Here is a 16,780-nt window from a genome sequence, read left to right on the forward strand (position 1 = left end):
GTGAGGTAGAATGGTTTTTTAGTCGTTAATGCCAAATTGCGGATGCATAAAAGTATCATTCTTATTATCTACTTCTTTTTTTAGCAACTCTTGATTTTCTTCTGAAATCCACCCAATATCATTTGTAGGATGAATCCATTCTTCTCCAGCCATAATGGCAGGATCCACTTCATCACTCCAATTGTGAAGTGGACTATTCTCGGAATCATACTTACTGTCTCCGATTACGACGTCATATTGATTGATGAAAGGTTGTTGCATCTTCTTTCCTGTTCCTTTAAAAGATGGAAAATTCATTTGATGCGGGAGCGTTTCATCTAAAATGGGTGACTGCATTTTATCTTTTCTCTTCAAAATAATCGCTCCTTTTCTAATGCTTTCTTCATAGGTAGTATTTCCAGCTAGTAGCTCTTATGTACTTGTTAACACTTGCCAGTAATAATTATTTCAGTTTGCTTCAAACTAGAGTAGAAAGTGAATTCTTGAGAGCAGGTGAATGTATTGGTAAAAAGAAAAGTGAAACAAAATGCGGCAATCAATAATAATAAAACTCCGAAAGAAAGCTTACCAGATGCAGAATTTGCATTAGAGTATGAAGGAGAGAATAGCGCGAAGTATGCAAATCGTAATTCAAAAAAAGGTAAACAAAAATGAGGCGTTTTTTACAAACGCCTCATTTTTTTGTGGGAATATAAAGGTTTTTTTAATTATTTGTAAATTTAGGGTTCATTATTAGCAGAAAAATGCGAAAAAACATAGAAGTAGCAACGTATTACACAAAAACAAACAACAAACAAAAGATTAATGTTGGTTTAATACTGCTTTTACACTAGTTGTTTATATTTGAATTGTACATAAGATTTGTAAAAGGAGAGAGAGACAGTGAAAAAAACAATCTTTAAAGCTGTAGCAACTGGAATGGTATTTTCGTTATTAATGGGGTGTGGTGCAAAGAAAGAAGAAAGTGCTGGGGCAAAAGTGAAAGATGATAAATTATCTGGATCATTAACTGTTTACACAGCGATCGAAGAAGAACTTGTACCAATTTATCTTGATTCTTTTAAACAGAAGTATCCAGATGTAAAACTGAACATTGTTCGTGATTCAACTGGAGTTATTACAGCGAAATTGCTAGCTGAAGGAAAAAATACACAAGCAGATGTTGTATGGGGAACGGCAGCGTCTAGTCTATTAGCTTTAGATAAAAAAGATATGTTAAAAGGGTACTCTCCAAAAGGGGCAGATCGTGTTCTTCCGCAATTTAAAGATGATAAGCAACCAGAAAAATGGATAGGTAATACGGCATTTATGACGGGGATTGCTATAAATAAAGAAGAATTAAAGAAGAAAAATTTACCGATGCCAGAATCATACGAAGACTTAACGAAACCAGAATATAAAGGAACGCTTGTTATGCCACATCCGGCTTCTTCTGGAACAGGATTTTTAACAGTTTCTGCATGGTTACAAATTATGGGTGAAGATAAAGGCTGGGATTACATGAAGAAACTTCATGAGAATATGGCAACTTATACTCATTCAGGTTCAAAACCAGCGAAATTAGCAGGCGCAGGTGAATATCCAGTTGGTGTATCAATGGTTTATAGTGCTTTAAAAGAGAAACAAAAAGGTGCACCAGTTGAAGTAGTGTTACCGAAAGAAGGATTAGGTTGGGAAGTAGAAGCGAACGCACTTATTAAAAAAGATAACGCAAAAAATGAAAAATTAGCGCAAGCATTTTTAGATTGGGCAATTACTGATGATGTAATGAAGTTATACTTCGAGAAAAATGGATTTGCGACAATTAAAAATGATTATAAACTTCCAGATGGATTCCCTAAAGACGTAACAGAAAAGTTATACAAAAAGAATGACTTTAAGTGGGCAGCAGAAAATCGTGACAAAATTTTAGAAAAATGGGAAAAAGAGTTTGGTCAAAAAGCAGAACCGAAAAAGTAAGTGAGTGGGAGAGAGAAAAAATGAGCGAATATTTATCAATTCAACACATTCAAAAACAGTTTGGTGCATTTACAGCGTTAAAAGATATTTCTTTTACTGTGAAAAAAAATGAGTTTGTATGTTTATTAGGCCCAAGTGGTTGTGGGAAAACGACATTGCTTCGAATTTTAGCAGGGCTAGAAGAGGCAACAACAGGTAGTATAGCTGTGGCTGGAAAAGATATTACAGCATTACCTCCTGGAAAGAGGAACTTCGGAATGGTGTTTCAATCGTATGCATTATTTCCGAATTTAACAGCACTTGAAAATATTGAATACGGCTTAAAGACAAAAAAATATGGAAAAGCAGAAGTAAAAGAGAAAGCGCTAGAGGCGTTAGAACTAGTTGATTTACTGAATGTAAAAGATAAATACCCTGCTCAAATGTCTGGTGGACAACAGCAGCGAGTGGCACTTGCACGTGCGCTCGCTCTGTCTCCGGATATTTTGTTACTCGATGAGCCGTTATCTGCTTTAGATGCAAAAGTACGTGAAAAGTTACGTAGAGAAATGCGTGATTTGCAAGAAAAAGTAGGAGTAACAACTATTATGGTCACGCATGATCAAGAAGAGGCATTAACGATGGCCGATAAAATTGTTGTAATGAATCATGCGGAAATTATGCAGATTGGAACACCAGAGGAGATTTATCAAAGACCAGCTAATCCGTTTGTAGCAGATTTTATTGGTTCTATTAATTTCTTTTCGAAAAATAATGAAGAACATGCAATTCGTCCTGAACATGTAACAGTTGTACAAAATGATGGTATTAAAACGGTTGTGGAAAGTATGGAATTCCGTGGATCTGTATATCGGACAGAAGTGCGAGTCGTAGAAGAAAAAACACATCTTTATAACGAGAAAATTGTAGTGGATATATTGGCATCAGAAGTAGAAAAAACCGCTATTAGAAAAGGAAAGCCGATTCAAATCTCTTTCTCAGAAAATCATATGTTGTCATATGGAAAGAAGGTCATTGTATAGATGGAGATGTTAGAAAATTTCAAGGTAGGAAGTACGAAAAAAAAGATTAAGAGACGTATTGGTAAAGAAGAGTGGATACAAAGACTATTAATTATTGGTATGCTTCTTGCTTTTTTGATCATGCTTGTATTACCCCTATTACAATTGTTTACACAAGCTTTTTACGATAAAGATGGAGCTTTCATTGGTGTTGCGAATTTCAGTAAATATTTCACAACACCAACGCTAGTTCAATCATTACAAAATACGATATGGATTTCGGGTGCGACAACAATTATTGCAGTGACACTCGCTTTCGCCTACGCCTATGCAATTGCTCGTACGAATGTGTTTGGGAAGCGTGTATTTCAATATGTCGCGTTGTTACCACTATTCGCACCAACGATGATGCACGGTATCGCACTGACATATTTATTTGGTAATCAAGGGTTAGTAACGAAAGGAATGTTTGGTTTGTTTGAAGGGATACAAATCCCTTTATATGGACCAGTAGGAATTGTAATGGCTGAGGTCATGTATACATTTCCGCAAGCATTTCTTATATTATTAATTGCTTTTCAAGGATCTGATTATCGTTTATATGAAGCTTCTAATATGTTAGGAGCGAGTAAAACAAAGCAATTTTTCACTGTTACTTTACCTAGTGTAAAGTACGGATTAATTAGTGCGATGTTCGTTGTGTTTACACTTAGTTTCACTGATTTTGGGGCACCAAAAATTGTTGGTGGACAATATAATGTACTTGCTACTGACGTATATAAGCAAGTAATTGGACAGCAAAATATGCCGATGGGTGCAACTGTCGGGATGATTTTATTAATCCCAGCTATTTTTGCATTTGCAGTTGATCGTATTACGCAAAGAAAGCAGGCAAATCTCTTATCTTCTAAATCAGTACCTTACAGAATAATCAATAATAAAAAAAGAGATATTATTTCATTCGTATATTGTAGCGTAGTAACGCTTATGATCATTCTATTATTTGTGGCAGTTGGTATTGCTGCAAGTGTGAAAGTATGGCCATATAATATGAGTTTTACATTTGAGCATTTTAATTTTTCTAGTTTAACAGGAGATGGACTTGAGGCGTTTAAAAATAGTGTAATTGTTTCAGCAATTACAGCGGTTATTGGAGCGATTTTAACATTTATGTTCGCTTATGCGATTGAGAAAATAAATCAGCTACAATTTTTCCGAAAAGCAGGTTACTTTTTCTCTATCGTTCCTTTAGCGATACCAGGTTTAGTGCTTGGGTTAGGCTATGTCTTCTTCTTTAGTCAACCAACCATACAAATCTTTGGACTTTCCGTAACGAACCCGTTTCACTCTCTATACGGAACAATCGTTGTGCTAGTACTAGTCAATATCATTCATTTTTATTCTGTAACATTTGTTACGGCAACGACGGCTTTAAAGAAATTAGATCGAGAGTTTGAACTTGTTTCCCAGTCAATGGGCGTTCCATTTTATAAAACATTCTTTCGAGTTACGGTCCCGATGTGTTTACCAGCCATTTTAGAAATGGTAATGTACTACTTCGTAAATTCAATGGTAACTGTTTCGGCAGTCGTATTCCTATACGCAGCTGATTTTAAACTAGCTGCTGTATCAATTGTAAACATGGATGATGCAGGAAATGTAGCACCAGCAGCTGCAATGAGTATACTTATTGTTGTTACAAATATTGTAGTAAGAGTTGTATATGAATGGGGAACGAAAGCACTTCGTAACCGAACTTCACAATGGCAAAAAAGATAAATAAGAAGGGTGATGGATTGAATGAAAATAGAAGCAGTTATTTTTGATTGGGCAGGTACGACAGTTGATTACGGATGTTTTGCACCGTTGGAAGTATTTATGGAGATCTTCCATAAACGCGGTGTTGAGATTACAGCAGAAGAAGCTCGTAAGCCAATGGGGTTATTAAAAATTGATCATGTAAGGGCACTTACAAAGATGCCTCGTATTGCGAGTGAGTGGCATCGTGTTTTCGGACAATTACCAACAGAAGCAGACATTCATGAGATGTATGAAGAATTTGAAGAGATTCTCTTCGCTATCTTACCGCGTTATGCGTCGCCGATTAACGGAGTAAAAGAAGTGATTGCTTCTTTACGTGAAAGAGGAATTAAAATTGGTTCAACGACTGGTTATACGAAAGAAATGATGGACATTGTAGCAAAAGAAGCAGCACTACAAGGATATAAACCTGATTTTCTTGTAACGCCAGATGATGTTCCGGCGGGTCGTCCATATCCGTGGATGTGCTATAAGAATGCGATGGAACTTGGCGTATATCCGATGAATCATATGATGAAAATTGGAGACACGGTATCAGATATGAAAGAGGGAAGAAATGCTGGAATGTGGACAGTTGGTGTAATTCTTGGCAGTAGCGAGCTCGGTTTAACTGAAGAGGAAGTGGAGAATATGGATTCGGCAGAACTTCGTGAAAAAATAGAAGTAGTTCGCAATCGTTTCGTTGAAAATGGGGCGCACTTTACGATAGAAACGATGCAGGAACTCGAAAGCGTAATGGAACATATCGAAAAACAAGAACTTATTATTTCATAAAAGGGGAATAGGACCATGACTGAAAATCACTACTTATTATTAACACCAGGACCATTAACGACAACAAAAACGGTAAAAGAAGTTATGTTATACGATTGGTGTACGTGGGATGCTGAATATAACACGATGGTGCAAGATGTAAGAGCTAAACTTGTATCGTTAGCAACGAAAGAGGAAGAGAAATATACGACTGTTCTCATGCAAGGAAGCGGTACGTTCTCAGTTGAAGCAGTAATTGGTTCTGTTATTCCTAAAAATGGAAAACTGCTCGTTTGTACAAATGGTGCGTACGGTAAGCGAATTGTACAAATGGCAGAGATGTTACATATAGATGTGGTGGTTAGTCAAACGGAAGAATGGGAGCCTACTAATATTACAGAAGTAGAAAAGATATTACAACAAGATAAAGAGATTACACATATTGCAGTTGTTCATTGTGAAACAACAACAGGTATTATCAACCCAATTGTAGATGTATGTAAATTAGGAAAGCAATATGGAAAAGTAACACTAGTTGATGCAATGAGTAGTTTTGGTGGTATTGAAATAGATATCGCGGAGTTGCAAATTGACTTTCTGATTAGTAGTGCGAATAAATGTATCCAAGGTGTTCCTGGGTTCGGCTTTGTTATTGCAAAGCGCGATGAATTGGTGAAATGTAAAGGGCAGGCACGTTCATTATCATTAGATTTATTTGATCAGTGGGAAACGATGGAAAATCAAAATGGGAAATGGCGTTTTACGTCACCTACACATGTTGTACACGCTTTTTATCAAGCACTACTTGAATTAGAAAAAGAGGGCGGAGTAGAAGCACGTTACAATCGATATTATAATAATCAAAAACTATTAGTAAATAGAATGAGAGCAATCGGATTCAAGCCACTAGTAGATGAGAAATATCAATCGCCTATTATTACATCCTTCATTTATCCAGAAGAGTGGTTTGATTTTGGGCAGTTATATGATGAATTAAAGCGTGATGGATTTGTTATTTATCCAGGTAAAATTTCAAAAGTAGATACATTCCGTATTGGAAATATCGGTGATGTACATGAGGCAGATATTAATTGCTTAGTTGATAGTATCGCTAAAGGAGTTGTTATAGGTTGAAAGTATTTTGCTTAGGTGGAGCAGGTAAAATTTGTCGTGAAGCAATTTTAGATTTAGTACAATTTTCATCTTTTGAGACGATTACAGTAGCGGATTTTAATGAAGAAGAGGCACTGAAAGTAGTAGAATGGCTCAACGATCCTCGCGTAGATTTTGTGAAAGTAGACGTAACGAACCACGAGGATACGGTTGCAAAAATGAAAGGCTATGACATTGTAATGGATGGTACGACAATTAAGTTAAATGGATTATCCACTCGATGTATTGCAGAAGCAGGTTGTCACGGTGTGAATTTGAATGGATTTGGTGAAGAGAATGAATCTCATTCTATATTTGCTCAAAACGGAAAAACGTGTTTACCTGGTTTTGGTATGACGCCAGGTGTAACACAAATGATGGCAATGCATGCAGCTAATCAGTTAGATACTGTAGAATCAGTTCGTGTCAGTCACGGTTCGTATCGTCCGATTGCTTTTTCTGCATCAATTACAGAAACAACGACATATGAATATGATCCACATTTACCATCGCGTACAGTGTATGAAGATGGTGAGTTTAAGCAAGTACCTCCGTTTGCGCGTCCGAGAGAAATTGAATTACCGGCGCCTTATGGTAAGGCAACGCAGTATATAATCCCGCACTCTGAAACGATTACGTTAGCGAAGGCACTAGAAAATAAAGGCGTCAAGCTGATAGAGACGAGAGGAACTTGGCCAAAGCAAAATATGCAGCTCGTACGTGCTTTATATGATTATGGTATATTGCGTAATGATCAAGTTGAAATAAATGGGAAAGCAATCGGTATTATGGATTGTATCTCGAAGTATTTATTGCAATCGGAAGAAGGACAAGAAACAGAAATTTACGGTTATGCACTTCATGTAGAAGTAATAGGTATGAAAAATAATGAGAAACAAAGGTACGTATTATATCATACACACCCGTTATCTGATGGATCTGTTGCAGGATGGGAAAAATTAAGAGCTTATACGAGAAACGTCGGTATTCCATTTGGGATTGCTACAGAGTTAATCGCAAAAGGGAATGTAAATCAAGTTGGTGTTGTGACACCTGAGGAAGCTTTTGTCAAACCACAAATTATTTTTGATGAACTAAAAAAGCGTGGTATTCATATTCATGAAGAAATTTTCACTGAAAAGGAAAGTTATAACTTTGTATAAGTAAGGTAGTTTATGAGGTAGAAATCAATGGGGTGAGGCTATGTCTGTAGTAGGTGAAGAAAGAAAGCGAACCATTCTTGAGAAGGTAGAGTTTAAAGGGAAAGTAAAAGTTTCAGAGTTAGCGAGAGAGTTTGCTGTATCAACAGAGACAATTCGTCGTTATTTAGAAGAATTGGATCGTGAAAAGAAGTTGAAGAAAGTGTATGGTGGAGCCGTCCAACTTCCGGGAGCTGGAATAGAGGCACCAATGTTAGAACGAGAGATGCTGCATATAGAAGAGAAGAAGAGAATTGGGTATAAAGCAGCAACGTTTGTGGAAGATGGAGATGTGATTGCAATTGATGATGGAAGTACACCACTTCAAATGGTGCCATATCTCGTTCATCGTAAAAATTTAACGATTGTAACAAGTTCATTTCCAGTAGCAACACAATTAATTTCTTCTATTAATAAAAAGATGTTTCACGGTGAAGTTTTATTTATTGGTGGAAAAGTATCTCCAAAGCATTCACGTGTGTCAGGATCTATCTCACAGCAAGTAATCCAGCAATTTCATTTTCATAAAGCATTCGTTTCGATTGATGGATTGTTACCTGGTTTTGGGGTTTCTAGTTTTGAATTAGAAAAGGCAAAACTGTCAGAAGCGATGATGAAATTAGCGGAGAAAACATATATTTTATGTGATCATACAAAAGTAGGGGTAAAAGGAAATTACCGAATAGCAGCATTTTCACGTATTCAACATGTAATTTGTGATAAAAAAATGCCATACAGTTTTGAAGAAGAAATTAAGAAGCATAATATTCAGTGGACAGTTTGTTAAAAATTGAAAGCATCTAAACTCCCGCCTCATTTTTAGGTGGGAGTTTTATTGTCTGCAAGTCGTAAAATAAAAGATTTGCATTTATGCAAAAAGTGGACACATTTTCGTATCTTCTTCATATAATTTACCAATACAAAAAAAGTTGGTCGAAGGAAAGAAGGGGGAAGTATGTCAGAACGGATCTATAATAAACTTGTATTGTACGCAAATATTTTGCAAAAAATCGGTGTAATTAATGAGAAAGAAAAAAGTGAAATTCTTCATACGATAGGTAAAAAGGCCCTTTGAATAAAGGGCTTTTTTATTTTTCACCTTTAAAAATATAAATTAAATGTAATATTCTCATTGACAATGATAATGAGATTCATTATCATTTATTTGTGGGTAATTGATAAAAATTATCAATTACAAAGATTATATATGATAGGGGATATTATTTTGAAAAAAAATTATTTGAAGGCGCTAGTAGTAGCGACAACATTAGCAATTCCATTTGCTGCATACTCTACTCCTGCATTAGCAGCACTAAAAGCTGAAGCAAATCAGTCGGTGGTAGCAGCTAGTGAACGTACATACGATACTGAGATTAAAATATATAAGGATCAAAAAGATGAGCCATCTATGGTTTCTCAATATATAAAAGATCCTAAAGTAACGATTGCAGCTGGGAAAAAAATTGTTACTGTAACAATGCAAGATAGCGATTATTTTCAATATCTTAGAATAGAAGATAGAAACCAGCCTGGTGTATTTCATGATGTGAAAGTTTTGTCAGAAGATAAGAGGAAGAATGGAACGAAAGTAGTTCAATTTGAAATTGGCGAGTTTGAGAAGAAGCATAATATGCAAATGCATATACTTATTCCGGCTATTGGATATGATCACAAATATCAAGTTCAATTTGAAATTAAAGATCCAACTGTAGGTGACAAAGAAGCGGAGAAACCAGATGATAACTCTAATTCAGGCAATACGGAAACGGATACTCCGGTTGATAGTCAAAATATGATAACAGATAAGAAACTAAGAGAACTTGTTAACAAAAAAGTATTTAATAGAAAAGATGTAAATACACCAATTACGAAAGAAGAGTTATTACAAGTAAATGACTTGTTTTTAAATACGAATGAGATACTTGATTATAGTGCATTGAAATATATGCCAAATTTAAAATCTTTAACAGTTGCGAATGCCAAGATAAAAGATCCGTCGTTCTTTACAAACTTAAAGCAATTAAATCATTTAGCTTTGCGTGGTAATGAATTTTCAGATGTAACGCCACTTGTTAAGATGGATAATTTAGAATCTCTTGATTTGAGTAATAATAAAATTACAAACGTTGCACCATTAGTTGAAATGAAAAATGTAAAAAGCTTATATCTATCGGGCAACCAAATAGAAGATGTAACAGCATTAGCGAAAATGGAACAACTAGGTTACTTGAATTTAGCAAATAATAAAATTACTAATGTTGCTCCATTAAGCGCGTTAAAAAATGTAACATACTTAACTTTAGCTGGTAATCAAATTGAAGATATTAAACCGTTATATTCATTACCTTTAACAGACTTAGTATTAACACGTAATAAAGTTAAAGATTTATCCGGCATTGAGCAAATGAAGCAATTAGAAGAATTGTGGATTGGGAAAAATGAAATACAAGATGTTATTCCTCTAAGTAAGATGACACAGTTAAAACAATTACACTTACCTAATAATGAGTTAAAGAATATTACGCCATTATCAAATCTAGTAAACTTACAAAAACTTGATTTAGAGGCAAATTATATTTCAGACTTATCGCCAGTTAGTAAGTTGAATAAGTTAGTATATTTAAGTTTTGTTGCAAATGAAATCCGTGATGTTAGGCCAGTAATAGAACTAAGTAAGAAAGCTTATATTAATGTTCAAAACCAAAAGGTCTTTCTAGAGGATACAGAAGTAAATAAAGAAATAAAAGTACCTGTATATGAAAAAGATGGTAAAATCTCTACAAAAATTCGTTTGAAGAGCGAAGGTGGTACGTATAGTAACGATGCAGTTAAGTGGAGTACACCAGGTGAGAAAGTATATGAATTTGGTGTGAAAGATCCGTTTGCGGATACAGGAATCTTCTTTACGGGATCAGTCATTCAAAATGTGGTAGAAAGTAAAGGGGATAACACTTCTAAAGAAGATGAAAAAGTAGAAGTAGTGGAATTTAAAGATGTACCAAAAGGACATTGGTCAGAAGAAGCAATTAATTATTTAGCGAAAGAAAATATTTTCAAGGGATATGGAAACGGACAATTTGGATTTGGAGATAGTATTACTCGTGGACAAGTTGCGTCTTTAGTACAAAGGTACTTGAAATTAGAAAATAAAGTAGAGCAGAAAGAGAGATTTACAGATACGAAAGGGCATATGTTTGAGCAAGATATTGCTACAGTTGCGCAAGCTGGCATTATGCAAGGCGATGGTACTGGGGAGTTTCGTCCAGATGGAGTATTAACTCGATATGAAATGTCTGTAGTATTGCATAAAGTATTTCAGTTAAAAGAAGATGGAAATAATAAAGTGAACTTTAAAGATGTACCAACTGGTCATTGGGCAGAGGGTTATGTGAAAACGTTAGCGGATAATAATATATCAAAAGGTGATGGAAACGGAAACTTTTTAGGTGATGATTTCGTAACACGTGAACAATATGCACAGTTTTTATATAACGCAATAACGAAATAAAAGATGAGAAAATACGCTATTCTTTGATTGAAAAAGAATAGCGTATTTTTTATGTATAAAATGAAATAGGCAATAGACAGAAGTATAGACATATGAATAGCCCATTTTAAAGAAGAGCTGTGAAACTATATTGACAAAAAAGCGTTCTCATGTGATAATTCAATTAAATTTTTAGAATAATCAAAAAATATTCCTTTTACATAGAAAGGATTCGAACATTATATAAATATTACGCCGGGGGTGACGAAATGTTATTTTTTCTAAAGAAATGGAATGAATTAAAAGATGTGAAATCTGAATTGGCACTTCGTGATTGGTTTTATGGTACAAAGATTAGTTTATCACTCTGTACGTCAAAAGAGCCGTTAACTTTTTTAGTAAACGTTGAGGGAAGAGATAAAGGGTTATTTTCAGAAGAGGATTTTATTGTTGTAAATTGTATGTGTGAGCCAGTATTTGAAAATGAAGAAAAACCAGCTGTCGAATCATTTATGCATGCAGATATTTATAAAAAAAGTAGTGCAGAATGTATTTTACAAGTGCAAACTGTAGATAGTCATTTAATATCAGAGTTGTATGGAGAAATAGGAGAAGTAACGTTCGATAAGCGTAGCGTGGAACGTGTTTTTGGAAAAGAAGGTATAACAGAAATGACAATTCCTATTGTAGAAGATGAGAAAAAATTCGCTGATTTATTAGAAAATAAAGTGCCGAATTTTATTGAAGGTGGAGGAGTAGTTCTCGTTCATAATTACGGCATGATCGTGTGGGGAAAAACTCCAGAATACGCGAAAAAATGGCTAGAGGGTATAGAATATTTAATGAATTATCATGTAAAGTTGTTAATGATAAAGGGTGCAAAGAGCTCTGTTATATAAAATGTTTATGATGTCGTTACGAGTTAATAAAAAAATGAAAGCGTTTTAAAAATTAATTTACTCATAAAATATAGGTTTCCTTATTATATATAGATTACATGTTGACATGTAAGGAGGAACATATTTTGCGAGTTAAATATCATTTTCTGCCAAAACAGCAAGTAACATTTTGTAACATGAACGATTCAGGTGAAAAGGCTCTGCAAATTATGAATGAAACGGGATTTCGAGCAATCCCTGTATTAGCAGAAGATGAAAAGAAATTCATGGGGATTATTTATAAAGTAGATCTTTTAGAAAAGAAGTGTAATAGCGGATTAGAGGAATTAAGTACGGAACATATGCTGGAGGATTCCGCTGCATTTATTTTTGAAAAGGACTCTTTTTTCAGGGCATTTTATGTTATTCGTCGTCTTCCGTTTTTAGCTGTACTAAATGATTATAATGAATTTGTCGGTATCTTAACGCATTCCAATATATTTGATGTTGTTGAAGATTCATTCGGTATGCGGACGGGTGGTTATATATTAACAATTGCAACACAAGATTGTAAGGGAACGATTAAAGAACTTGGGACATTGCTGAAAGCATTTCATATCGGTGGACTATTTACGCTAGATAACGGTGATCAATATATTCGCCGCGTTATTGTAAATATAACAGATGAGTTAAATGAAAAAAGATTAAAGCAATTAATCGAAAAAATAGAGAAAAAAGGATTCAGGGTGAGTCATGTAGATTATATTTAAGGTGAAGAGGAAAGAGAGCAATTTGCTATATGCAGATTGCTCTCTTTTTTAGTTTGAGTCATGGATCTTATTTTGAAACAGGAGGTGGAGATAATGCTAAATCCGATAAAAAAATAAAATCTGCATGTTCACGAATGTTAGGAATAGAAGTTTCTATAACACGTGATGTAATTTCACCTGGAGGCCCAACGTGTCCGATAGCTACCATAATCGGTTTCTCTTGAATCTTTTTAATGAGTAATTGGGCTTGTTTTGAAATGTGTGCCGCTGTGTACACATCATCAAAAAATAATTGGTTTTCAATAATTGGTACTCCTAATTCTTTCCCGATTTTTGGGACGATACTCTTAGGGTTTGTTTTGCTATCTAAATAAAATAAACCGTGTTTTTTACAAGCCGTAAGTATAAGTCGTACAATTCTTTCGTCCGCGGTCACTTTTGATCCCATATGATTGTTCATCCCAATTGCATGTGGTACTTCTTGAATCGCTTGTTCGAGTCGGTTATTTATTTCTTCGTTGCTTAAATCGGTCGTAATTGCTTTTGGTCCCAGCCATTCTTTTTTACCTTTAATAGGTTCCATTGGCATATGTATAATAACTTCGTGCCCTTTCTTATGAGCTGCTATCGCATCTTCCTTTGTAGAAGGAAGGAAAGGCATAACGGCAACAGTAAGTGGAATAGGAAGTGATAACATTTTATCAGTCCCCTTCATATTATTGCCGAAGTCATCAATGACAATAGCTACTTTGTTTGTATGAGCTTTTGCTTGAACAGGAAACAAGAGGGATGGTAAGAACATCGTAAACATAAGCAAAGCAATCGTATATTTGCGCATATAAATATTCCCTTTCTATTTTATCCCACTATGTGTGGGCATTAAGGAATGAACAAAATCCCCAATGATTAAATTTGTACTTTATCAATCATCATTATGTTTTGCTTTTTTATATAAATTAAACAAAAAATGTCGAAGAAAAGTATATGGAAAATAGAGAATCCGCTATTTAATTGGTGTTTGTAAAAAAAGAAGATGAAAAAAATGTCTATTATTGCGAATGTATTTACAAAGATAGAATAATTTGTAATAATTCTCAAAGTGAGGGTAAAGATTTGTAAATTACAGGGAGAAAATGTTAAATTTTCTGATTCTTCAAATTCAAATATGATTAAGTAGTTAAAAGGTCAATGGCGAAGTGAAGTTGAGAGCATGGAAGTATAATAAGGGGGATATGAATGTTTACTGTAAAAAGGAAGTACACATTAGAAAAGCTTTCACGTGATATTCATATGAAACGTGAAGAAATGATTCAATTAGGTTTAACGAGCGGGTTAAATAGTATGGAGACAATTCAAGTTAGTCAAGAATTGGACAAGCTTATTTTACAGTACCAGTGTTATAAAGAAAAGCAAACACCAAAATGGTTATCCATTATAAAGGTACCTATTTTTCAAATTGGGTATGAAGGGAAATCGAGTAATTTTTGGCGAATGCTTGTGGCTGGTTTTATGAAATAAGTATAATTACCCTTTTGTGATAAGGATAATTATACTATGTGTAACGGGATTTCGATATGAACTGTCGTTCCTTCGTTTTCTATACTATCAATAAAAATATGCCCATTGTACATCTCTACAATTCGTTTACATATGACAAGTCCAAGACCTGTTCCAGTATCTTTATTAGTAAAGAACGGATGAAAGAGGTGTTTTTGAATATGTTTTGGAATCCCTTTTCCAGTATCTATAATTTGCAATTGTGCGTGTGTTTCATTGTTTGTCACGGAAATAGTTAGTGTGTCACTAGAGGTCATGGCTTCAATTGCATTTTTTGTAATGTTTAAAACCACTTGTTTCATATGGTCTTTTGAACAGCGGATATGAACAGGGTGGTCTGGCAAATGTAAATGGAATACAATGTTATGTAGATTCGCCTCAGATTGAATAATTAATGCTACCTCATTTAGAATGTTTCTCACATCATATGTTTGTTCAATGATAGCAGTTGGCTTTCCAAGAATAAGAAATTCACTTACAATTTCATTAATCCGTTCTATTTCTTGTTCGATGATGGAAAAATAGAACTGATCTTGTTCATCTTTATATTTCTCTTTTAATAGAGCGACGAGCCCTTTAATTCCGGTAAGAGGGTTACGGATTTCGTGGGCTGTACTAGCTGCAAAAGTTCCAACTAATTCAATTTTTTGTAGTTCATTTTGTTGTCTTTCTAGTTTAGTTTGCCGTTTTAACAACATATATTGAGCCAGTAAAAATAAAATAGACATTAAAAATAAAGTAGCTATACACTCTATTGCAACCCACTGGTATAAAGTTTTTTGATGGATAGGTAATGGAGAAACAGAGACCTTCCAATTTAATCTTTGAAGTGGGGTAGTAAGCATATTAGAATGCGCATCACTTGTTTCGTTATTATCATCAGTTAGAAAAACTACATCATGTTTATCAGTTACTTCAAAATGGTATTGCGGCTTAATGGCATTTAAAGATGATGAAATGTAGTCAAAGCGTAAACTTGCTAACAATAAGCCTGATAGTTCCTTCTGTTTATTGAAGATGGGAGAAGCAATCATAATAGCTTGATGTCCAAGAACACGATCTGTAATGACTGATGATACAGTTGTTTTCTTCGTTTGTAATGCGTCTTGAATATATTTGCGATCTGAGACATCAACAGGTGGTCGGTCGCCTTCGGATGCGATTGTAATGATGCCTTCTGGTGTAGCATAATATAACCCAGAAAAACGTGCATCGTTTCCATCTGTCTCATGTACAATTTGTTTCACACCATTTATATTTCCAGTCTCGGTTCCTACGACCTTTGAGAGCATTTCTAATGCAGAAATTGCTTCACCAAGGTGATGATCTAAATAGTCTCTATATAAAAAGAGAACCGTGTGAGCAGATAGTTTGTTTTCCTGCTTCATTTTATACGAATGATAGGAATAAAATGTAGCACCAATCCCTATCGTTGGTAGGATAACAAGCACTATATATAGAACTATGCTGTGGAATTTGACTTTCAAATTTGGTACTCCTTCTTTTTTATTATCATTATATATAAACTATGTTAAAATTGTCATGTTTTTATTCAAGAATCATTCATAATATATTTGGGGAGAGGAAATGAATGAGTGAATACTCATTCGGAAATTACATGAAGTATTAAACTATTTTTTCTTTTTATTACTGAGAATTTAAGTGAAGGGTTGAAAGTTGTATGACATCAAATAATGAACGAGAAGATATTTCTCAATCTCTAAAAGTATTTATTGCATTATCTCGTGTACATCGTTCTGTTATGGATACTACAAATAAATCTATACAAAGTAACGGGTTAAATCCAACAGAATTTGCTGTATTAGAACTGCTATATCATAAAGGTGGTCAACCACTTCAGCAAATTGGTGAGCGTATTTTAATCGCTAGTGGCAGCATTACATACGTTGTAGATAAGCTGGAGAAAAAGGGACTAGTAAAGAGAATTCCGTGCCCGAATGACAGACGTGTTATTTATGCACAATTAACTGAGTCTGGAGAGAACTTTATTGCTTCTATTTTTCCAGGGCATGAGCAAGTTATACATCAGTCGTTTGAAATGTTAACGAAAGAGGAAAAGGATGAATTACTTGATCTATTAAAAAAGATTGGAAAGTATGAAAGGTAATAATATGTTCCAAAGGAGCTTTGGATAAAGAAATCCAAAGCTTTTTTGTTTACATGTAATGATGACAGTATATGC

At 34.5% G+C, this 16,780-nt stretch carries 16 protein-coding genes; 13 read left to right on the forward strand and 3 right to left on the reverse strand.

From position 1 onward, the window contains the following. Positions 1-18: 18 nt before the first annotated feature. Positions 19-354: a DUF3905 domain-containing protein gene (locus tag VF726_RS01045; RefSeq protein ID WP_440165213.1), complete on the reverse strand. Its 336-nt coding sequence runs from the start codon at positions 352-354 to the stop codon at positions 19-21. 147 nt (positions 355-501) lie between these two features. On the opposite strand from VF726_RS01045, the gene VF726_RS01050 reads away from it, so the two are divergent. From VF726_RS01050 to cbpA, 11 genes are all read left to right on the forward strand, one after another. Next, entirely contained in the window at positions 502-654 is a 153-nt protein-coding gene (locus VF726_RS01050) for a hypothetical protein (RefSeq protein ID WP_000240799.1), read from the forward strand. A 228-nt stretch (positions 655-882) separates the two neighbouring features. Further along, on the forward strand, positions 883-1,959 hold the full coding sequence (locus VF726_RS01055) for a putative 2-aminoethylphosphonate ABC transporter substrate-binding protein (protein WP_440165216.1): 1,077 nt from the start codon (positions 883-885) through the stop codon (positions 1,957-1,959). A 20-nt stretch (positions 1,960-1,979) separates the two neighbouring features. Then, on the forward strand, positions 1,980-2,981 hold the full coding sequence (locus tag VF726_RS01060) for a putative 2-aminoethylphosphonate ABC transporter ATP-binding protein (protein WP_440165218.1): 1,002 nt from the start codon (positions 1,980-1,982) through the stop codon (positions 2,979-2,981). Further along, on the forward strand, positions 2,982-4,739 hold the full coding sequence (locus tag VF726_RS01065; protein ID WP_440165220.1) for a putative 2-aminoethylphosphonate ABC transporter permease subunit: 1,758 nt from the start codon (positions 2,982-2,984) through the stop codon (positions 4,737-4,739). A 21-nt stretch (positions 4,740-4,760) separates the two neighbouring features. Beyond that, positions 4,761-5,555 (forward strand): phosphonoacetaldehyde hydrolase, encoded by a 795-nt coding sequence (phnX, locus tag VF726_RS01070; protein ID WP_440165222.1) that lies wholly within the window; start codon positions 4,761-4,763, stop codon positions 5,553-5,555. Positions 5,556-5,570: 15 nt separating this feature from the next. After that, positions 5,571-6,668, forward strand: a complete 1,098-nt coding sequence (phnW, locus tag VF726_RS01075) for a 2-aminoethylphosphonate--pyruvate transaminase (RefSeq protein WP_440165224.1) — start codon at positions 5,571-5,573, stop codon at positions 6,666-6,668. Beyond that, complete coding sequence (locus VF726_RS01080; RefSeq protein WP_440165226.1) at positions 6,665-7,849, forward strand: saccharopine dehydrogenase family protein; 1,185 nt, start codon at positions 6,665-6,667, stop codon at positions 7,847-7,849. Before phnW ends, VF726_RS01080 begins: the two co-directional genes overlap by 4 nt. Before the next feature lie 40 nt (positions 7,850-7,889). Next, positions 7,890-8,672 (forward strand): DeoR/GlpR family DNA-binding transcription regulator, encoded by a 783-nt coding sequence (locus tag VF726_RS01085; RefSeq protein ID WP_440165228.1) that lies wholly within the window; start codon positions 7,890-7,892, stop codon positions 8,670-8,672. Positions 8,673-9,092: 420 nt separating this feature from the next. Beyond that, positions 9,093-11,393: an NEAT domain-containing leucine-rich repeat protein gene (locus VF726_RS01090; RefSeq protein WP_440166672.1), complete on the forward strand. Its 2,301-nt coding sequence runs from the start codon at positions 9,093-9,095 to the stop codon at positions 11,391-11,393. A 248-nt stretch (positions 11,394-11,641) separates the two neighbouring features. Continuing rightward, a complete protein-coding gene (locus VF726_RS01095; RefSeq protein WP_048526804.1) occupies positions 11,642-12,271 on the forward strand; it encodes a class II aldolase/adducin family protein in 630 nt (209 codons plus the stop codon). Between the two features lie 125 nt (positions 12,272-12,396). Beyond that, positions 12,397-13,020, forward strand: a complete 624-nt coding sequence (gene cbpA / locus VF726_RS01100) for a cyclic di-AMP binding protein CbpA (RefSeq protein WP_440165232.1) — start codon at positions 12,397-12,399, stop codon at positions 13,018-13,020. Between the two features lie 67 nt (positions 13,021-13,087). Here the strand turns inward: cbpA and VF726_RS01105 are convergent, their stop codons facing one another. Next, positions 13,088-13,858, reverse strand: coding sequence for a divergent polysaccharide deacetylase family protein (locus VF726_RS01105; protein ID WP_440165234.1), 771 nt, complete (start codon positions 13,856-13,858; stop codon positions 13,088-13,090). A gap of 398 nt (positions 13,859-14,256) precedes the next feature. Between VF726_RS01105 and VF726_RS01110 the strand changes: the two genes are divergently transcribed. After that, on the forward strand, positions 14,257-14,538 hold the full coding sequence (locus VF726_RS01110) for an aspartyl-phosphate phosphatase Spo0E family protein (RefSeq protein WP_000495532.1): 282 nt from the start codon (positions 14,257-14,259) through the stop codon (positions 14,536-14,538). A 29-nt stretch (positions 14,539-14,567) separates the two neighbouring features. Here the strand turns inward: VF726_RS01110 and VF726_RS01115 are convergent, their stop codons facing one another. Further along, positions 14,568-16,064, reverse strand: a complete 1,497-nt coding sequence (locus VF726_RS01115; RefSeq protein WP_440165236.1) for a DUF3149 domain-containing protein — start codon at positions 16,062-16,064, stop codon at positions 14,568-14,570. Between the two features lie 194 nt (positions 16,065-16,258). Here VF726_RS01115 and VF726_RS01120 point away from each other — a divergent pair, with 194 nt between their 5' ends. Beyond that, on the forward strand, positions 16,259-16,705 hold the full coding sequence (locus VF726_RS01120) for a MarR family winged helix-turn-helix transcriptional regulator (protein ID WP_440165238.1): 447 nt from the start codon (positions 16,259-16,261) through the stop codon (positions 16,703-16,705). The last annotated feature ends 75 nt before the right edge of the window (positions 16,706-16,780 follow it).

This window comes from Bacillus sp. Brlt_9 (genome assembly GCF_051948935.1).
Lineage (GTDB): Bacteria > Bacillota > Bacilli > Bacillales > Bacillaceae_G > Bacillus_A.